16 protein-coding genes are annotated in these 19913 nt (G+C 73.1%); 7 read left to right on the top strand and 9 right to left on the bottom strand.

What is annotated here, in order from left to right; all coding sequences use genetic code 11:
- From AB1460_RS29155 to AB1460_RS29165, 3 genes are all read left to right on the top strand, one after another.
- Nucleotides 1-923, top strand: a 923-nt coding sequence (locus AB1460_RS29155) for a transposase (RefSeq protein ID WP_368965296.1), incomplete at its 5' end; no start/stop codon positions are given.
- Nucleotides 924-1361: 438 nt separating this feature from the next.
- Complete coding sequence (locus tag AB1460_RS29160; protein WP_368965297.1) at nt 1362-1982, top strand: DUF4190 domain-containing protein; 621 nt, start codon at nt 1362-1364, stop codon at nt 1980-1982.
- Nucleotides 1983-2035: 53 nt separating this feature from the next.
- Nucleotides 2036-2869 (top strand): methyltransferase domain-containing protein, encoded by an 834-nt coding sequence (locus AB1460_RS29165; protein WP_368965298.1) that lies wholly within the window; start codon nt 2036-2038, stop codon nt 2867-2869.
- 60 nt (nt 2870-2929) lie between these two features.
- Here AB1460_RS29165 and AB1460_RS29170 read toward each other — a convergent pair whose 3' ends face one another.
- From AB1460_RS29170 to AB1460_RS29190, 5 genes are all read right to left on the bottom strand, one after another.
- Entirely contained in the window at nt 2930-4021 is a 1092-nt protein-coding gene (locus AB1460_RS29170; protein WP_368965299.1) for an acyl-CoA dehydrogenase family protein, read from the bottom strand.
- On the bottom strand, nt 4018-5205 hold the full coding sequence (locus AB1460_RS29175; RefSeq protein ID WP_368965300.1) for an acyl-CoA dehydrogenase family protein: 1188 nt from the start codon (nt 5203-5205) through the stop codon (nt 4018-4020). Before AB1460_RS29175 ends, AB1460_RS29170 begins: the two co-directional genes overlap by 4 nt.
- Before the next feature lie 76 nt (nt 5206-5281).
- On the bottom strand, nt 5282-6499 hold the full coding sequence (locus tag AB1460_RS29180; protein WP_368965301.1) for an acetyl-CoA C-acetyltransferase: 1218 nt from the start codon (nt 6497-6499) through the stop codon (nt 5282-5284).
- 175 nt (nt 6500-6674) lie between these two features.
- On the bottom strand, nt 6675-7298 hold the full coding sequence (locus tag AB1460_RS29185) for a TetR/AcrR family transcriptional regulator (RefSeq protein ID WP_368965302.1): 624 nt from the start codon (nt 7296-7298) through the stop codon (nt 6675-6677).
- Nucleotides 7299-7421: 123 nt separating this feature from the next.
- Entirely contained in the window at nt 7422-8690 is a 1269-nt protein-coding gene (locus tag AB1460_RS29190) for a WD40 repeat domain-containing protein (RefSeq protein WP_368965303.1), read from the bottom strand.
- A 394-nt stretch (nt 8691-9084) separates the two neighbouring features.
- Between AB1460_RS29190 and AB1460_RS29195 the strand changes: the two genes are divergently transcribed.
- Together AB1460_RS29195 and AB1460_RS29200 are read left to right on the top strand one after the other, a co-directional pair.
- Complete coding sequence (locus AB1460_RS29195) at nt 9085-9372, top strand: DUF4242 domain-containing protein (protein ID WP_368965304.1); 288 nt, start codon at nt 9085-9087, stop codon at nt 9370-9372.
- A gap of 89 nt (nt 9373-9461) precedes the next feature.
- A complete protein-coding gene (locus AB1460_RS29200; RefSeq protein WP_368965305.1) occupies nt 9462-11747 on the top strand; it encodes an ATP-binding protein in 2286 nt (761 codons plus the stop codon).
- 195 nt (nt 11748-11942) lie between these two features.
- Here the strand turns inward: AB1460_RS29200 and AB1460_RS29205 are convergent, their stop codons facing one another.
- Entirely contained in the window at nt 11943-12647 is a 705-nt protein-coding gene (locus AB1460_RS29205) for an NUDIX domain-containing protein (RefSeq protein WP_368965306.1), read from the bottom strand.
- Nucleotides 12648-12734: 87 nt separating this feature from the next.
- Nucleotides 12735-13556 (bottom strand): cyclopropane-fatty-acyl-phospholipid synthase family protein, encoded by an 822-nt coding sequence (locus AB1460_RS29210; protein ID WP_368965307.1) that lies wholly within the window; start codon nt 13554-13556, stop codon nt 12735-12737.
- 199 nt (nt 13557-13755) lie between these two features.
- On the opposite strand from AB1460_RS29210, the gene AB1460_RS29215 reads away from it, so the two are divergent.
- Both AB1460_RS29215 and AB1460_RS29220 read left to right on the top strand, forming a co-directional pair.
- Entirely contained in the window at nt 13756-14766 is a 1011-nt protein-coding gene (locus tag AB1460_RS29215; RefSeq protein WP_368965308.1) for an AAA family ATPase, read from the top strand.
- Between the two features lie 318 nt (nt 14767-15084).
- A complete protein-coding gene (locus AB1460_RS29220; RefSeq protein ID WP_368965309.1) occupies nt 15085-16326 on the top strand; it encodes an RCC1 domain-containing protein in 1242 nt (413 codons plus the stop codon).
- A 105-nt stretch (nt 16327-16431) separates the two neighbouring features.
- Here the strand turns inward: AB1460_RS29220 and AB1460_RS29225 are convergent, their stop codons facing one another.
- Together AB1460_RS29225 and AB1460_RS29230 are read right to left on the bottom strand one after the other, a co-directional pair.
- Entirely contained in the window at nt 16432-18636 is a 2205-nt protein-coding gene (locus AB1460_RS29225; protein ID WP_368965310.1) for a serine/threonine-protein kinase, read from the bottom strand.
- Nucleotides 18637-18647: 11 nt separating this feature from the next.
- Nucleotides 18648-19913 (bottom strand): NHL repeat-containing protein (locus AB1460_RS29230; protein ID WP_368965311.1); only part of this gene is annotated, 1266 nt, incomplete at its 5' end.

A 19913-nucleotide genomic window follows, 5' to 3' on the forward strand; every position in this document is an offset into this window, starting at 1 on the left:
TGCCCGCCCATGTGGGAGCCCGAGCCCGGTGCCGCGACGAGTGGCACGCCGGGTTCCGAGGGGGCGGCGGCGCAGCAATGCGCCGCCGCTACCCGACCCTCACCGAAACCTGCGACCCTCCCGCCGAAGCCGAAGCCGAAGCCGAAGCCGAAGCCGAAGCCGAAGCCGGGGCCGGGGCGTTGCCGTTGCGGCTGATCACGGGCGTTCTCACCACCGAGGCGACCGTCCCCGACGTGAAGGCCACCCTGCCCGTCCAAGCCGCCCTCGCCGAGCGTGGCCTGACCCCCGCCGAGCACTACCTCGACGCCGGCTACTCCTCCACCGACCTCATCCACACCGCCGCCACCCGCGGGATCACCATGGTCACCCCGGCCCTGCTCGACGACTCACCCCAGGCCAGAGCCGGCACCGGGTTCGACAAGACCGCGTTCCGGATCGACTGGAAGGCCCGCCAGGCCCGCTGCCCGCAGGGCCACACCAGCGCCGGCTGGTACCCCGTCCGCCAGCACGACCGTGACGCCATCGTCGTGCAGTTCGCCCGCGCCGACTGCCACCCCTGCCCCACCCGCAAGGAGTGCACCACCGCGGCGCGTGGCGCCCGTTTCCTCAGCCTGCGCCCGAAGGAACTCCACGACACCCTCACCGCCGCCCGCGCCGAACAGGCCACGGACACCTGGAAGACCCGGTACGCGCTGCGCGCCGGGATCGAGGGCACGATCAACCAGGCCCTCGACGTCACCGGCCTGCGTCACGCCCGCTACCGCGGGCTGCCCAAGGTCCGCCTCCAACACGCCTTCTCCGCCACCGCGGTCAACGTCCTCCGCCTCGACGCCCGCTGGAACCCCGACCGGCCGGCCTTCACACCCCGCACCAGCAGACTCACCCGCCTCAGCCACCGACTCGCAACCCCAGCCCCGAATTAAGCAGCAGAGTCCATTTCACCTGCGGCGACTCGAGCCGCCTTGGCTGCAATCCCCCGGGTGAGGGGAATTGCAGCCATCACAGGCCCCACCCACGCGGGATGGTCTGCCGCCTGGCGCACGAGCAGGATTTCGGTCGACGCCGTTACCGGAATCCGCGGTCCGACGTCGTCCGACGTCGTCGTTCGTCATCTTCAGCCATCAGCGAGGCACATCATGAAACAGCCAGACGCGGGCCAACGACCTTTCTCGGGCCCTTCCGGCGGCGTGGTTCCCCCGGCCGGCGCTGCCGGCGCCGGCTGGCCGGTGGGTGTCGGTCAGCGGCCGGAACCGATACCGCGGCCCGCCCCCGACGGTGGACAGCGACCGCCGCCCTACGGCCGGCCACCAGGCCCGTCGTATCCGACGGTCTGGCCGGCTCCCCCGGGCCTGTCGGGTCCGTTGCCCGGGCTGCCGAACAGCGCGCCACCGCCCTACCCGCCGCGCCGCGATCCCGGCCGCAACGGTTTCGCGATCGCATCACTGATCTTCGGAGTACTGCCCGGGGTGCCGCTGTCCGTCCTCTTCGGCCTCGCGGCGCTCGTCCAGATCCGCAGGCGCGGGCAGCGCGGCAAGGCCGTGGCGATCGCCGGCCTGGTGCTGTCGGCGCTCTGGACGCTGGCGGTCGTCGGTGTCGCGGTGGCGTACGTCACGGCCGAGGCGGACCGCGACGCCAGCGGCCGCATCGTGAACGCTGGCTTCGTGCCCACCGGTGACCTGCGGCCGGGTGACTGCCTGACCGAGAACCCGACCGGCCAGGAAGCAAGCACCGTCGATGTGGTTCCCTGCACGGACCCTCACTTCGGCGAGGTCTACGCGGTGTACGAGCTGCCTGCCGGCGCCTACCCCGGCGACCCGGCCCTGGAGGAGACCGCCGCGGTCGGGTGCGTGAAGCACGCAGCCAGCGTCGCGCCCGCGGTTCTGGAGAACCTCGACAGCCTGTTCTACTTCCGCCCGTCGGAGGAGTCCTGGCACGACGGCAACCACACGGTGACATGCGTGACGTCGGCCCCGCAACAGTGACGGCCAACCGACTACGCGACGCGTACGGCGATGCCTCGGCGTAGTTTCGCCGCGTGACTGATCGCACCCCGGAACCCGGCAACGGCTACGGCCTGACTCTGAGCCCTCAGGAGCTGGCGCGCTACCAGATCATGGCCGCGCAGGCGCGCGAGGACGAGGCGGCCGAATGGGCCGCGGCCGGGGTCGTCCCCGGCGCGCGGGTCGCCGACGTCGGCTGCGGCCCGGCCGCGCTCGCGGTGACCCTCGCGGCCGCGGTCACCCCGACCGGCACGGTGCACGCGGTGGACCGTGACCCGGCCGCGCTCGCCCTGGGCCGCCAGGTCGTCGCCGGCGCCGAGGCGGGCAACGTGGTGCTCTCGGAGGGGTCCGCCGAGGCCAGTGGCCTACCCGCCAGCAGCTATGACACCGTCATGATGCGCCACGTGCTCGCCCACAACGGCGGCCGGGAACAGGCGATCGTCGACCACCTCGCCACCCTCGCCAAGCCCGGCGGCTGGGTGTATCTGCTCGACATCGAGGCGTCCGCGATACGCCTGGTCGGCGACCCGCCGGCGGTGGCGGCGCTGGTCGAGCTCGACGACCGCTACCGGAGCTTTCATGCGGCGAAGGGCAACGACCTGTCCGTCGGCCTGCGTCTCGCCGGTCTTCTGCGCGCCGCCGGCCTGACGAGCGTGCACCAGCGGGGCTGGTACAACATCATCAAGCCGCCGCCCGGTCTGCGTCCGCCGGCCTGGGCCGCCGTCCCCGCGATGACGGCCGCCGGCCTCGTCGACGCCGACGACGTCGCCCGGTGGGAGAAGGCGTTCACCGAGCTGGACGCCGCCGTCGAACGCCCCACCATGTTCGTCCCGGTCTTCTCGGCGCGGGCCCAGCGACCCGCCCGTTAGCGGCCGGTCTCCGCTGACGCCCGGCGGCGGAAGGTCCCGGTCTCGACCACCAGCTGCCTGTCAGCTGTCCAGCCCGACCAGTGCCCCGAGCCGGGCCCGGTGGGTGCCCGGCGCGCCGAACGCGATCTGGTCGGCCTTGGCCCGCTTAAGATACAGGTGTACCGGATACTCCCAGGTCATCCCGATGCCGCCGTGGAGCTGCACCGCCTCCTCGGCGGCGGTGACCGCGAGGTCGCCGCAGTAGGCCTGCGCCACCGCGGCCGCCACCGGGAGATCCAGGTCGCCGGCCGCCAGGGCGGCGGCGGCATGGCGGGCAGCGGCGTTCATGGACTCGACACCGGTGTACAGGTCGGCCAGACGGTGCTTGAGGGCCTGGAAGCCACCCAGTGCCCGGCCGAACTGCCGGCGTTCCTTGAGGAAGGCCACCGTCGTGTCGAGACACCAGCGGGCCACACCGAGCTGTTCGGAGGCGAGGAGTGCGGCCCCGGCCTCCAGGGCGCGGCGTATCGCGGGCTCGGCGTCGCCGAGCACGAGCTCGCCGGCCGCGTCGGCGAGGGTGACGTCCGCGAGCTGGCGGGTCATGTCCAGCGAGACGACCGGGGTCACCCCGGCGACGGCGGTGTCGACGGCATACACGGCGATGCCGTCGGTCGTCCGGACCGGCACCAGCAGCACGTCGGCCTCCAGGGCCCCCGCCACGCTGGTGATGGTGCCGGTGAGCCGGCCCCCCGCCCCGGCCTGGACCGACGGCAGTGGGCCGTCGGGAGCGGTCGAGAGCGGCACCACGAGCGACGCGGTCGACGTCCCCGCGGCCAGCCGGGGCAGCAGGTCGGTCCGCGCCGACAGGAGCAGGACGGTCGCGACGACGGAGCTGGTGAGGAACGGCACCGGGGCCGCGGCCCGGCCGAGCTCCTCCAGCACGACGGCGGCCTCACGGGCCGACGCCCCCGCGCCGCCGCGGTCCTCGGGCACGAGCAGGCCGGCGAGGCCGAGGTCGACAGCCAGCGCCTTCCACAGCCCGTCCAGGCCGGACCGGTCGCCGTCGTAGACGGCGGTCACCGCGGCCGGGCCGCAGTGGTCGGCGAGCACGTTGCGCACGGAGGAGCGCAGCTCGTCCTCGACGTCGCTGTAGAGGAGGTCGAGGTCGCTCACCGGGGCAGCTCCTTCCAGGGGATGTCCTTGTCGACCCGCGGCTCGGGGGGCAGGCCGAGGAGCCGTTCGGCGATGATGGTGCGCAGGATCTCCGAGGTGCCCCCCTCGATGGAGTTGCCCTTGGCCCGCAGGTAGCGGTAGCCGGCGTCCCGGCCGGTCATGTCGACCTTGTCGGGCCGGGTCATGCTCCAGTCGGAGTAGCGCAGGCCGTCCTCACCGAGCAGCTCCAGTTCCAGCCCGCTGAGCTGCTGGTTGAGCCGGGCGAAGGTGAGTTTCATCGTCGCGCCCTCCGGGCCGGGCTGCCCGAGCGCGAGCTTCTGCCGCAGCCGCTGGCCGGTGAGCCGGGCGACCTCGGCCTCGACCCACAGCCCGAGCAGCCGGGCGTGCAGCTCGGGCGTCCGGCGCTGCGGGTTCGTCCGCCAGGTGTCGGCCACCGCGCCGATCATGCCGCTCTCCCGGAGCGCTGCCCGGCCGCCGATCGCCACCCGCTCGTTGTTCAACGTGGCGTTGGCGACCTTCCACCCGGCCCCTTCGGCGCCGAGCCGGTGGCTGTCGGGGATCGCCACGTCGGTGAGGAAGACCTCGTTGAACTCCGCCTCGCCGGTGATCTGGCGCAGCGGCCGGACGTTCACGCCGGGGTCGGTCATGTCGCACAGGAAGTAGGTCAGCCCGCCGTGTTTCGGCACGTCGGGGTTCGTGCGGGCGAGCAGGATCGCGAACCGGGCGTGGTGGGCACCCGAGGTCCACACCTTCTGCCCGTTGACCACCCAGGTGTCACCGTCACGGACCGCGCGGGTGGCGACACCGGCCAGGTCGGAGCCGGCACCGGGCTCGCTGAAGAGCTGGCACCAGATCTCCTCGCCGGTCCACAGCGGCCGCAGGAAACGCTGCTTCTGCGCGTCGGTCCCGAACCTGAGGATGGTCGGCGCGGCCATACCGAGGCCGATGCCGTTGGCCTTCTTTCTGTTGTCCGGCGCCCCGGCGTCCTCGAAGAGGCGGTCCACCTCGGCCTGCAGGGCCTGCGGCAGGCCGAGCCCGCCGAGGCCCGCGGGGAACGACACCCAGGCCAGCCCGGCGTCGAACCGCGCGCGGAGCCAGGTCAGGCGTTCCGTCGTCGCCGGGTCGTGGGCGGCGAGGAACCGTTCCACCCGCCGGTGGAGTTCCTCGGGCAGGTCGTCGTTCATCGGGGCGGCCCCACGTCCTCACGCAGATCGCTGCTCATCGGGCAGGTCACGGTTCCTCCGCTCAGCTCGGCCCCACTCAGCTCAGCCGCTCGAGGACCATCGCCATGCCCTGGCCCCCGCCGACGCACATCGTCTCCAGCCCGAACTGCTTGTCGCGGTCCCGCAGCGAGTTGATCAGCGTGCTGGTGATCCGGGCGCCGGTCATGCCGAACGGGTGGCCGACCGCGATCGCGCCGCCGTTGACGTTCAGCCTGTCCTCGTCGATACCGAGCTCACGGGCCGACGCGATCACCTGGGCGGCGAAGGCCTCGTTGATCTCGACGAGGTCGATGTCGTCGATGGTGAGACCTGCCCGGGCCAGCGCCTGCTGGGAGGCCCGGACCGGGCCGAGCCCCATGATCTCGGGCGAGAGGCCCGTGACGCCGGTGGAGACGATCCGGGCCAGCGGGGTGATGCCCAGTGCCTTCGCCCTGACGTCCGACATGATCACCACCGCGGCGGCGCCGTCGTTGAGCGGGCAGCAGTTGCCGGCCGTGACCGTGCCGTCGGGACGGAACACCGGCTTCAGCGCCGCGACCGCCTCCAGCGTGACGCCGGCCCGCGGCCCGTCGTCACGGGTGACCTCGGTGCCGTCGGGAAGGGTCACCGGGGTGATGTCACGGGCCCAGAAACCGTCCGCGATCGCCTTCTCGGCGAGGTTCTGGCTGCGCACGCCGAACATGTCCTGATCCGCCCGGGTGACCCCCCTGAGCTCGGCGACGTTCTCGGCGGTCTGACCCATCGCGATGTAGAGGTCGGGCAGCCGGCCCTCGTCACGGGGGTCGGCCCAGCTCTGGCCACCGGCGGCGAACGTCGCGGTGCGGGCCTGCGCCTCGGCGAACACCGGGTTGCGGGTGTCGGGCAGGTTGTCGGCGTTGCCCTTGAAGTACCGGCTCACGGTCTCGACCCCGGCGGAGACGAACACGTCGCCCTCCCCCGCCCTGATCGCGTGCAACGCCATCCGGGTGCTCTGCAGGCTCGAGGAGCAGTAGCGGTTCACGGTGGTGCCGGGCACCTGGTCCAGTCCGGCCAGGACGGCGACGGCACGGCCCAGGTTGTTGCCCGCCTCCCCGCCCGGCTGGCCGCAGCCGAGCACCAGGTCGTCGATGTCGGCCGGGTCGAGTGCCGGCACCCTGTCCAGCACCGCCCGCACCATCTGGACGGCGAGGTCGTCCGGACGCATGTCCTTCAGGGAGCCCTTCACCGCGCGGCCGATCGGCGAACGGGCGGTGGCGACGATCACGGCTTCCGGCATCGCGATTCCTTCCCTACGGACGAGGCGCTGCTACGAACCAGGCGCTGCCTGGCTCCACCTGATCCACTCCGCCACGGAACCTCGACGGGTCGCCACGATCCGCGGCCACATACCGTCTGGTCGGTATTGAGGATGCCCGGGGCCGCCCCGGCATGTCAACGGATACAGCGTGGAGTCAGCGGGGGGCCAGGCTGGCCAGCAGGAGGTCGGCGAACGACCGGCCGATCTCGCGCTCGGAGAGCCTGCCGCGGGGCTTCCACCACATAGGCAGGTGGTGCACGGAACCGAAGAAGTAGTCGACGATCAGGTCCGCGTCCACGTCGTCCCGGAAGGCGCCACAGGCCTGCCCCTCCTCGATCATGGCGCGGAAGATCTGGTGGTAGCGCCGGCGCTCGCGGCGCACCTCCTGCTGCTTCTCCTCGTTCAGCTGGTGCAGCGACCGGAAGAAGATCGTGGCGCTCTCGAGGTTCTCGATCGTCGTGACCACCACGTCGGCGGCCGCCGCGTGCACACGGTCCCCGATCGGCCCCTCCTGGGCGGCGGCCTTCTCGAGCCGGGCCGTCTGCATGCGCAGGACCCGGCCGTAGATCTCGTAGAGCAGGTCGTCCTTGGAGCCGAAGTAGTGGTACATCGCGCCCTTGGTCACCCCGGCCGCCGCCACCACGTCCTGCACCGAGGTCCCCTCGAAGCCCTTCTCGGCGAACAGCCTGAGCGCGACGCCCAGCAGCCGCTCGGGCACCGTCCGCCCGTCAACCGTGGACGGCGGGCGCCCCACACGGCGCGCGGACTGGTCTGCCATCCGACCACTCCTCCTGGAGGCGACACAGTCAGACTATGCGGATCGGACGCAGACCATGCGGATCGGACGGTGAACCGGACGGCGGAAGCCGGGCCGGCGCCGCGGAGCGGGCGGCCGGCCGGCTTAGCCGACCCGTGACGGCAGCGTCCGGACGATCTCGCCGGTGGCCAGGTCGCGAACCGTCACGAACCCCCTGGTGTCGCCGGTGGCCAGGTGGCGGCCGTCCGCGGACCGGGCCATGGACACGAGCCCGCCCGGGTCGTCGACCGTACGCAGCAGCTCGCCGGAGGGCACCGCCCAGACCTGCACCGACTCGCGGTCCTGCCGTTCCCCCCTCGACGTCGTGTACGCCACCGCGGCCAGTTCCCGCCCGTCGGGCGAGAACGCCAGATCGCGGACATGACTGTCCAGGGGGGTCAGCTCGACCAGCTGGTTCTTTCCCGCTCCGTCCCAGACGACGATCCGTCCCCTGCCCGAGTCGACCCGGCCCGTGGCGTCGACGCCGTGGTCGGAGCCGGCGGCCAGGTATTCCCCGGTCGGGCTGAAGGCCACGGCCGTGGCCTGGTTCGGGTTGTTGCGCACGACCCGTAGACACCGGCCCGTCTCGACATTCCAGATCCGCACCTTCTTGTCGTGGCCCGCGCTGGCCACCAGCCGGCCGTCCGGGTGGAAGGACGCCATGTCGACGAATGCCCGGTGGCCGGAAAGCCAGACGGGCTCGCCGTCGCCGACGGTGTCCCAGATCCGTACCGTCCCGTCATGGCTGGCGCTCGCCACCCGGCGACCGTCGGGATGGTAAGCGACGTGTGTCACCGTGCGGCGGTGCTCGTCCGAGGTGTGGGCTTCGGTCCGCGACCCGGTCTCGACGTCCCAGATCCGGACTTTGTGGTCGTCGCCACCGGTCACGAGACGCCGGCCGTCCGGACTGAACGCGAGGGACGCGACGCGACCGTCGTGAGCGCCGAACCGATGACGGGTTCGCCCCGTCACGGTGTCCCAGATCCGCACTGTCCCGTCCTGGTGCGCGCCGGCGAGGAGCGTGCCCGTCGGATCGAACGCGACTGCGGCCACCCAGGTGAACGTCCCGCCCTGGGCCGGCAGCGCCCCCACGGCATCGTCGGGGTCCGGATAACGATGGGACACGGACGGCACGGCGGACGGCGCGGCTCCCCGGGCCGCCTCGACAATATCGGCCTCCACCTCGGCCACCCATTCACCGGACAGGCGGCTTACAACGATCGGATATTGTGTCGTATTTCCGACAACGTCGTAGCTCCCCTTGACGGTGATGACGACGCTCCGGTCGATTCCGTGTTTCTGCAGCACAGTCCGGATCGCCTCCACGACCTCCTGGGCCCGCTCGCCACTCGGCAGCGAGGGGACAGTGAACATGATTTCCACATTGCTGGACATAGCGCCGGATAATATGAGAAACCAGCCCGCACACCCCCGGCCTGGCCGCGATACCCACCACGGTGCTCCTGCGGGGTCGTCACCCGCACCTCCCCACACCTCGCCGTGAACCCTCGTCGTGGAGCGCCCAGCGTTTCGCCGGCTTGGGGAAAGAGACGCCGAAGCTCCGCCTGCACCCCGAACAACTGCCGCGTGGTCGGCTCGACATTCCTTGCCGAAGCACGTGCTCCGTCTGGTGTGGGCTTTCTCTTCCCCCACGGCTGGGTACCCGGACCGCGAACATGGGGAGTCGCTCCCGATGTCGGGACGCCCCGCCACGCCGAGAGTGGAGACATCGGACGGCAGCGGGCCGTCGGAACCGAAGGAGCAGACCATGCCTCGCTTTGTCATCGAGCGTGAGATCCCCGGCGCCGGGAACCTCAGCCAGGAGCAGCTGGCCGAGATCGCGCAGACCTCCAACGAGGCCGTCGCGTCGCTGGGCGTGCCCTACACCTGGGTCAACAGCTACGTCACCGGCGACAAGATCTACTGCGTGCACGAGGCGGAGGACGCGGAGACCATCCTCGAGCACGCCCGCCGCGGTGGCTTCCCGGCCAACAACGTCTCGGCCGTCGCGACCGAGTTCGGCCCCCAGACCGCCGCGACCGCCCCGCAGCGGTGACCGCGGCCCCGATCACGGGGCCGACGCTCCGGCGGGGCGCTCGAACCTTCTCCTTCGGCGCCCCGCCCGCCCGCCTCTACCCTGAGCACGTGGATCTCCTCGAGCGGGACCGTGAGGTCGCCGTCGTCCGCGCGGCGATTGATGGGGCAACGGCCGGGCAGGGGTCGGGAGTCGCGGTCACCGGGGAGTCGGGAGCGGGCAAGTCGGCCCTCCTCGCGGCGGCCCGAGCGGCCGCACCCGGCCCGCGTTTCCTCCTCGGCGGCTGCGACCCACTCCTGACGCCCCGGCCGCTCGGCCCGTTCCGCGACATCGCCGCGGCGACAGGACTGGGACCGTTGCTGCCCGGTGAGGACAGGGCCACCGGGCAGGAGACCGGCGGCCGCGGCGCGGAGCCGCCGCTCGCCGTCGTCTGCGAGCGGATCTACGAGGCGCTGCGCGGCGAGACGACGGTCCTGGTGGTCGAGGACCTGCACTGGGTCGACGCCGCCTCGGTCGAGGTGCTGCGGTTCCTCGTGCGCCGGGTCGACGCGATGTCGCTGGCGCTACTCGTGAGCTACCGGGACGACGAGATCGGTCCAGGCCACTCTGCCCGCCCGTTGCTCGGCGACTTCGCCCGGCTGGCCGGCCTGCGGACCCTCGGCCTGCGACCGCTGTCCCTCGACGCCGTCCGCGCCGCCGTCGGGGGCACCCGGCTGGAGCCGAGCCGCGTGCATGCGCTGACCGGCGGCAACCCGTTCTTCGTCACCGAGATCGCCAAGGAGCCCGACCGGCCGCTGCCGACCTCGGTGCGCGACGCGGTGCTCGCCCGCACCGTCGACGTCACGCTGGACGATGTCGAGGTGCTGCAGATGGTGGCGACCGCGCCGGACCGGCTCGACGACCGGGTGCTGCCCGCACTCGGCGTCGACCTGCCCACGCTGCGCCGCCTCGACACGACCGGGCTGCTCAGCCGGGCCCGCGGCGGTCTGGTGTTCCGGCACGAGCTCGCACGCCAGGCCGTGGAGAGCACGATCCCGCCGGGCGGCGCCCCCCGGCTGCACGCCCGCCTGCTGGCCGCGCTGGAGCGGATCGAGCCACGCGACCCCGCCGTCCTCACCCACCACGCGGTCGCGGCCCGCGACGGGGCCCGGGCAGCCGAGTACGCGACGGCCGCCGCCCGCCAGGCGATCCAGGCCGGTGCGCACAGCGAGGCGGCGACGTTCTTCGGGACGGCGCTGGAGCACCTCGGGACGGCGCCCGCGCCGGGCCGGGCCGACCTGCTCCACAGGCTCGCCGTCGAGCAGTACATGACCAGCCGTCTCGACGAGGCGATCGCCACCGTGAGCGCGACGTTCCCGCTCTGGCAGCAGGCCGGCGACCAGGCCGGACTCGCCGCGGCGTACGACACCTGCGCCGTGTTCGAGTACTACAACGGCCGGCGCCGGCAGGCGGAGGCACACGCCGAGCGCGCCGCCGCCCTCTCGGCCGGGCCGGAGCTGGAGCAGTCCCACGCCCGCGCCCACACGACCCGCGGCTACCTCGCCTACATGCGCGGCGACGTGACCCTGGCCCGGCGCTACCTCGACAGCGCGATCGAGGACGCGGAGCAGGTGATCGAGGATCGTGGCATGCGACTCGCGACGCTGTGGCCGTTTCTCGTCACCGCGCTGGTCCCGCTGCGCCAGGGCGCGGACGTCCCGGCCGCCGCCTCACTCGCCGCCCTGGACGCAGCCTGGGACCTCGCCGAACACCTCGACGAGCCGCTGCGCCGGCTGGCGGTGCTCTCCGCCCTGGCCGAGCGGATGTGGCTCGCCGAGGTCCCCGACGCCCGGGTCACCCGCGCTGCCGCCGCGGTGGGCACCGACGGGACCGCCGGGACGGCCTGGGCCGCCGGCGACCTCGCGGTCTGGCTGGCCCGGCTCGGGCTGCTGAGCCGACGGCCCGACGAGGTCGCGCCCCCGTTCCGGCTCAGTCTCGCGGGCGAGCACGACGAGGCCGCCGCGTGGTGGCGCCGCACCGGTGAGCCGTTCGCCGAGGCGATGGCACTGTGCGACTCCCCCGACCCCGGCCAGCGGGCACGCGGGGTGGAGCTGCTCGACCAGCTCGGCGCCATCGGCACCGCCGACCGGCAGCGGGCGGCCCTGCGCCGCGACGGCATCACCCAGCTTCCCCGGCGCCCCCGCACGAGCACCCGGGCGAACCCGGCGGGCCTGACCAATCGTCAGCTCGACGTCGCCAAGCTGGTCGCCCGCGGGCTGACCAACGCCGAGATCGCCACCCGCCTGTACATCTCGGTGAAGACCGCCGACCACCACGTCTCCGCCATCCTCACCAAACTGGGCCTGCCCACCCGCCGGGCCGTGGCCCTGCGCGCCGACGAGCTCGGCCTCGTCTGACCACCGCAGCGGCAACGGACGACATCCAGGCGAGGCCTTCGGCCACGCCCCCTCGGTCTGCCTTGATCTACCTGGCCGGTGATGAACTGCTGCCGGCCGCTCGCGGAGCCCCTCGCCTGGTAGCTGACAGTCGAAGCCCCACTCCCGTCCGTCCACTTTCTGCGCCCGAACGTGTCGCCTGGCGGGAAAGCTCATCTACGCGTGGCGCTCATATCGCCAACCGGTGTTCAGCATCCACAGCCGATGGCGCGCGCCGTGCCGGGTGATGTCCGCGGCGTCGCCGTACTCCCCGTCGCCGTGCCACATCGCCACCAGTCCCTCGGCCACCCGGACGAACCGGGTTTCGAACAGTTCGGGCGGTGCGGCCGCGACGCCGGTGAGGGCGTCCTCGACGCTGGCGTGCGGGGTGAGCGTCCACAACGTCACCCAGGTCGGGGGCAGCAGGTCGAGGTCGCCGCGGTCGCGCGCGGCCAGGGCCTCCGCCGGCCGCACCCAGCAGTGCTCGGTGATCTCACCACCGTCCACCGCGACAGGCTGGTCGGGAGCGCGGCCGAGCAGAATCCAGGTGAGGAAGCGACGCGCCGCGGTGGCGGGCGGGCACCAGCGCGCCAGCGGGATCAGCGCGGCGCCGTCGATCACCAGACCGGCCTCCTCCGCCGTCTCCCGCACGGCGGCACGGCGGGCCGCCGCCAGCTCGGCGGACGCCGCCCCGACGATCCCGCCACCGCCGTCGCCGCCACCGCCGTCACCGGCATCGACTCGCCCGCCCGGGAAGACCCAGGCACCCGGCGCGAAGGATGCGGTGAGGCTGCGCCGCAGCATCAGGACCTCCGGGCCCGACGGCCGTTCGCGCAGCAACACGGCACTGGCGGCGGGCACGAGTAACGGTGGCTGTGTCATGCGGCCGATCGTAGGACCGTGCCCGAGGCAGATCCGCCGCCGAGCCCTGCGGCACCTCGCGGGTGGCCTTCGCCGGCTCCCCCTCGATCAGCCGGATGGCTCCGCGGCGCGGTACAGGGGTTGCCTGCTGTAGTCGACCGGTATGGAGGTGATCGGCTCGTCGGGTGTCCGGTCGGTGTGGCGGCGGGCAATCGCACGCACATAGCCGAGGTGGCGCCCCTGATCGGCGGTGAGCGCATCGATCTCCACGCTGTTGTCGGGCGCGACCGCGTGCTGCCAGTCCAGCCAGAGTCGCCAGCCGTCGGGCAGGGTGTCAGCCAGGTCGACCTGGGCGACCGCGCTGCGTTCCCAGTGCCGCCGCCACCAGTCGGCCGAGTGCAGGCAGGCCATGCTCGGTTCCCACCAGGTCGCGAGGTGGTCGGGAACCGGTCCGTCGAACTCCGCGACCAGGCCGGCGCCGACGATGCCGATCGGCCCGCCGGGCCGCACGAACCGCGCGAGGTAGTTCAGGTAGAGGTCGTCGGTGCCGTAGTAGACGAACGAGTCGATGCTCACCACCGCGTCGAAGAAGCCGGCGGCGAACGGCAGCGCCCGGGCATCGGCGTGAAGGGGGAAGATGGCGTCCTGCGCGCCGGCGTCCCGGATGCGCTCCAGGCGCTCGTCGACGCCGAACCAGAGGTCGACGGCCCATACCTGGACGTCGAACTCCTGCTGCAGGAAGACCGACGACGCGCCGCGGCCGCATCCGAGGTCGAGGACCCTCATTCCCGGCCGCAGCTCCATCTCCTCGGTGAGCCACTCCGTCAGCCAGAGGGGGTTCGCTCCGCCGCTCACCCCCGCGACGACCCAGTCCGGGTGGTATCGCGCGCTACGCGGAAAGCGCCGCGACTCCAGGTGATCACCCATCATTCCTGAACTCCTCGGTTCTGGCTGAGCGAGCGACGAGAGAGGCACTCCGGCGGTGCCCGCCCCGTTCCAGGCACACCGCCCGGAGCACGATGATCCACCACGTTCCGACCGGCGACCAACCCGGCCCGAGTAATGGAAACGATAACGGTTACGATGCTGGTCTGATCGCGGCAACGCCGCCACGACCTCGGAGCCCACCATGAAGATCGCCTTCGTCGGCAAGGGCGGCAGCGGGAAGACCACGCTCTCCGCGCTGCTGTGCCGCCATCTCGCCTCGCTCGGCCACCCCGTCCTGGCCATCGATGCGGACATCAACCAGCACCTCGGCGCCGCCCTCGGCGCCCCGGACACCGTCGGCACCGTCACACCGCCGATGGGCGAGCACCTCGACGAGATCAAGGACTATCTGCGGGGCAGCAACCCACGCGTCCCGTCCGCCGCCCTGATGATCAAGACCACGCCACCCGGGCCCGGATCACGTCTGCTGTCAGTCACGGAGACGAACCCGCTCTGGGAGCGCTTCGGCGTCGACGTCAACGGGATCCGGCTGCTGGCAACCGGTGCGTTCACCGAGTCCGACCTCGGTGTCGCCTGCTTCCACTCCAAGCTCGGCGCCGTCGAGCTGCTGCTCAACCACCTCACCGACGGCGCCGGCGAGTACGTCGTCGTCGACATGACCGCCGGTGCCGACGCGTTCGCCTCCGGGCTGTTCACCCGTTTCGACCACACCTTCCTGGTCTGCGAACCGACCAGGAAGGGAGTCGCCGTGCACCGCCAGTACCGCGAGTACGCCACCGGCTTCGACGTCACCATGTCCGTTCTCGGCAACAAGATCACCGATGCGGCCGACGTCACGTTCCTGCGCGACCAGGTCGGCGACGATCTACGCGTCTGCTTCCACCAGTCCGCCCCCGTCCGGGCACTCGAACAGGGCCGCCCGTTCCACCTCGACGACCTCGAAGCCGCCAACCGGCGGGCCCTCCGCGAGGCGCAGGCCGCGGTCGACGCCACCATCCGCGACCCGCAGCGCTTCCTCACCCAGATGCACGAGATCCACCGCCGCAACGCCCACGCCTGGGCCAACGACAGCACCGGAACCGATCTCACCACCCAGATCGACCCCGAGTACCGGCCCCCGTACCCGCCAGTCCCCACGCCGCGTAGCGTCTCCGCCGCCAGCGCTGCCAGCGAGGCCGCCATCACGGTGTGAGCCGGGCCGACCCGCACGACCCACGGGGTGGGTGGTCCGGCAGCGCCGGGCCTGACGAACGCCACCGGCGAGGCGGGCGTCGCGGACCACCCACCCCGATCAGCATCGCCTACGCTCTGCGCGCGGTGACGGCGCTATCCGGGCCCGGGGCCCGAACAGCGCCGGCCGGCGTCAGAGCCGCGGGCCGCGGGCCGCGGGCCGCGGCAACACGCGGGCATAGCGAACATATAAACAAGCCAAATTTACCGGGAGATCATATCGCTACTCTCCGTGTTCAGCGGGCGTCAAGGTGACGCCCAACGGCTCGGAGGAGCGGCGATGTCTCGTCGACCACGGCGGATCGGGACACTGGCGGTGGCGATGGCCGCGGCCGGAGTAGTAGGTCTGCCAGCGGCCGCAAGCGCCGCCCCGGATGCAGCCACGGGATCGGCCGGTGCCGAGTACGCCTTCGCGCCCAGTTACACAGCCCGGGCCTGGGGAGCCAACACCGCCGGGCAGCTGGGCAACGGCAGCACCACCAGCAGCCTCGTCCCGGTCCCCGTCACCGAGGTCACCGGCCTTGATGACGCCCGGACCATCGTGGGCGGGAACGACAGCGCCTATGCCGTGCGCGGCGACGGCACCGTCTGGGCCTGGGGCCTGAACGACGCCGGCCAGCTCGGCAACGGCACCCAGATCAACAGCACCGTCCCCGTCCAGGTGGCCGGCCTGACCGGTATCCGCGCGATTGCCGCCAGCACCAGCGCGCTCGGCGTCTCCGGCGTCGGCTACGCCCTGCGCAACGACGGCACCGTCTGGGCCTGGGGCCTGAACGACGCCGGCCAGCTCGGCAACGGCACCCAGATCAACAGCACCGTCCCCGTCCAGGTGATCGGCCTGACCGGTATCCGCGCGATCACCGCTGACCGCGGCAGCGCCTACGCCCTGCGCCGCGACGGCACCGTCTGGGCCTGGGGTGACAACACCTACGGCCAGCTCGGCACGGGCGCCGGCCCCACCAGCCTGCTTCCCGTGCAGGTCACCGGCCTGTCCAGCATCCGTGCCGTGGCCGCCCGCAGCGGCAGCGCCTACGCGCTGCGCAGCGACGGCACCGTCTGGGCCTGGGGCCTGAACAACCTCGGCCAGCTCGGCAACGGCCTCACCGGCACCAACAGCCTGTTCCCCGTGCCGGTGAGCGGCCTGACCTCGGTCCGCAGCATCGCCGCCGGGCTCGGCACCGGCTACGCGCTGCGCAGCGACGGCTCCGTCTGGGCCTGGGGCGTGAACGACGCCGGCCAGCTCGGCATCGGCGTCGCGGGCCTCAACAGCCCGGTGCCTGTGCCCGTCACCGGGGCCACCGGCCTCATTGACGCCGTCTCCATCGCCGCCGGCGACAGCACGGCGTATGCGGTGCGCTGGGACGGCGCCGCCTTCGCCTGGGGCGAGGGCAGCCTGGGCCAGCTGGGCATCGGGCTCGCCGTCGACAGCGCGCTCCCCCTTCCGGTTCCCGGCGTCGCCGATGCCCAGGCCGTGGCGGGCGGCAGGACCAGCGGCTACGCGATCGTCGGCGACTGGTTCTAGGCACCGCGGCGCCGCGGGGAGGCAGCCCTTCCGGATCCGCCGAGGCCGGGGTGACATCGTCCGTCACCCCGGCCTCGGCCATGTCCGGGGCCCTGCTCGGCGTGCTCAGTCGTGGAGACGGGTGATCACGCCGTCCGGGCCGACCCGGCGGATCGTGGTGCCGGTCTCGCCGATGTAGATGACGCCCGAGGCGTCGACGAGGACCCGTGCGGGCGACCACATCCGGGCGGCGGCGGCGGGGCCGCCGTCGCCGCTCGACCCGAGCTCACCGGTGCCGGCAACCGTCGTGACCACCCCGCCCAGGTCGATGCCGCGCACCCGGTTCCCGCCGGACTCGGCGACGTAGAGGTTGCCCGCCCGGTCCACCGCCAGTGCGGACGGCCCACTCGGCAGGCTCAACGGGTCACCGCCACCCGCCGGGCCACCGCCAGGAGGATCGGCCGGGGCGGCGCCGGCGAGCGTGTGTACCGTGTTGTCCGGTTCGAGGACCTGCACCCGATCAGCGGTGTAGTCGGTGACGAAGACCCGCCCGTCGCGCACCTCGACATCGCCGATGCTGGCCGCCACCACCGGGATGAACGCCTCCTCGGGCGCCGGGTCGTCGACCTCGCCGGGCCCCAGGGTGCGGCCGACCATCCGGGCCACGCCGGCCTCGTCGAGCCGGTACACCCCGCCTGCCCCCGCCAGGTACAGGTCGCCGCCGGGATCCGCGGCGATCGGCCCGGACACCAGCCCGAGGGACACCTCGGTGGCGCGGGCGCCGTCGCGCAGCGCACCGGAGCCGCCCCCGGCCACCGTGGTGATCACCCCGTCGGGGTCAATCCGCCGAATCCGCTGGTTACCGCCGTCGGCGAGGTACACGGTGCCGTCCGCGGCGACCGCGACGTCGGTCACTCCGCGCAGCCGCGCCATGGTCGCCGGCCCGCCGTCCCCGGTCGAGCCCGCGACACCCGTGCCGGCCACGGCGGACACCGTTCCGTCCAGAGCCAGCCGCAGCAGCCGGCTTCCCGACCGGTTGACCACGTAGAAGCCCCCGGACGGGGCGAGCGCCCAGGCCTGGATGGCGTCCAGGACCGGCGGCGCGGGTGTCCCTCCCGCGCCCGGTGCCGGTGCGCCCGGGGGCGCGCCGTCCGCGGGTGAGCCTGGCTCCGCGGCGCGATGGTCGCCACCGCGGGCGACAAGGACCACCACCACGACGGTGACGACAGCCAGGAACGCGGCCATCGCGGCGACGGCCGCACGGCGCCGGGCCTGGCTGCGGCCTGCGGCGTACGGGGTGCCCTCGAACAGGTTGCGGGACGCCGCGGCAGCCCTCGACGGCCGGCCCGGGTGCGCGGGCAGCGGAGGCGTGACCGGCGGGGCGGAGGGTGCATGGTCCGGGTGGGCGATGGACGTGGGAGCGGGCGCCGGGGTGAAGCGCGGCACGGCACCGGTCTCGGCGGTCCCCGGGGCCGCGGCCGATTCCGGCAGGTGGATGACCAGGCTGCTGTCCGCCGGCCAGCCCGGCCCGAACAGGCTGGTCGCGGCGGCGCCCAGCGCCTGGGCGAACGTCCGGGCGTCCGCCGGCCGGTCCGCGGGGTTCTTCGCCAGTGCCCGCAGCACGAGGTCGCGCACCGCCGGTGGGACGGCGGCGGGTACCGGCGGGTCCACCTCACGCTGGTGGCGCAGCAGCTCCGGCACGGACAGCGCGGCGTCGAACATCGGACGTCCGGCGACCAGCTCGTAGAGGACGGCGCCGAGCGCGTACAGGTCCGTCGCGGGGCCGACGGTCCCGCCGGCGATCTGCTCGGGCGCCATGTAGCGGGGGGAGCCGACGACCCTGCTGGCCGTGCCCGCCGCGTCGTCGAGGATCTTCCCGATGCCGAAGTCGGCGAGCTTGGGCTGCCCGGTCTCGGTGAACAGGATGTTGTCGGGTTTGATGTCGCGGTGCAGCACCCCGTGCGCGTGGGCGTGCGCGAGCGCGTCGGCGACGGCGGCGCCGACCGCGAGGGCCGCCGCGGCGGACAGCCGGTGCCGCGACAGGGTGCCCCCGCCGAGCATCTCCATCACCAGCAGGCACAGGTCGTCCTGCACGACGCAGTCGTAGATCCGCACGATGTGTGGATGGTCGAGGCGGCTGAGGATCCGCGCCTCGGCGCGGAACCCGCTGCCGGCCGCCGACGGGGCGGCGAGCACCTTGACCGCGACGGTGCGGTCGAGGTCGAGGTGCCGCCCGGCGAGGACGAGACCGAACGAGCCGGCGCCGAGCTGCTCGCCGAGGGTGTAGCGGGGCAGCGCCCGGGCGATGCGGGCGCGGTCGACGGCGGGCACGGCGTGCCGCCCTACCTGACCCGCACGGCGCGGACCCGGCCGTCCACCGCGTCGGTGACGTAGAGGTTGCCGGCCTGGTCCAGGGTCAGGCCGCCGGGGTAGACCAGTTCGGCGTCAGCGGCCGGCCCGCCGTTGCCCGAGTACTTCGACACCCCCGTTCCGGCGAGGGTGGTGATGATCCCGTCCGGGGTGATGCGCCGCACCCGGTGGTTGCCCGGGTCGGAAAGGTAGACGATGCCCGCGGCATCGACCGCGACATCGGCGCCGACGGTGTTGATGGCGGCGCGGGCCGCCGGTCCCCCGTCGCCGCTGAAGCCCTCCTGCCCGGTGCCGGCGACGGTGCTGATCACACCGGCCGGGTCGATCCGGCGCAGCCGGTAGTTGTCCTGGTCCACGATGTACAGGCTGCCGTCGGGGCCGTCGGCCAGCGCACACGGGTAGCTGAATCGGGCGGCGGCGGCCGGGCCGCGATCACCGGTGTCGTCGCCGGTGTCCCCGGGAGCACCCGTGCCGGCGACGGTGGTGATGATCCCGTCCAGGCCGATCCGGCGGATCCGGTTGTTCTCCCCGTCGGCGACGAGCAGGCTTCCGCCCGGCTCCAGCAGCACCGTGTTCGGGTAGTTGAGCATCGCGTCCACGGCCGGGACGCCGTCCCCGGAGTAGGTGAGGCCGTCCTCGCTGACCTCTCCGGCGAAACCGAAGTCGTCCCGGCCGGCGATGGTGGTGATGATCCCGTCGACGCCGACGCGGCGGATGCGGTGGTTGGCCTTGTCGGCGATGAACAGCGTGCCGTCGGGGGCCACCGCGACGCTGGACGGACTGTCCAGCGAGGCGTCGGTGGCCGGGCCGCCGTCCCCGGACCAGCCGGCCGTCCCGTTGCCGGCCACGGTGGTGATCGTGCCCGCACGGTCGATGCGGCGGACCCGGTGGTTGTCGCTGTCGGCGACGTAGACCGCGCCGCGGGCGGTGTCGACGGTCAGGTCGCCGGGCGAGTCGAACTCGGCCTGCGCGGCCGGCCCGCCGTCGCCGGAGAAACCCTCCGACCCGGCGCCGAACACGGTTGTGATCGTGCCCGCCGCCAGTGCCGGCTGCCAGGCGGGGGGCGGCGCGGGCCGCGCCGGCGGGGCCGGATCGGGCCGGCCCCATACCGCCCAGCCGGTGCCGCCACCGGCGAGCAGCGCCAGCGCGACGGCCGCCACCAGTGTGTTCGGCCGGCACTGGCTCGACCGGGCCGGTCTCCCCGTCCACCTCGGGGCGGACGTCCGTGCGCTCACCAC

The organism is Parafrankia sp. FMc2 (assembly GCF_041008525.1).
Lineage (GTDB): Bacteria > Actinomycetota > Actinomycetes > Frankiales > Frankiaceae > Parafrankia.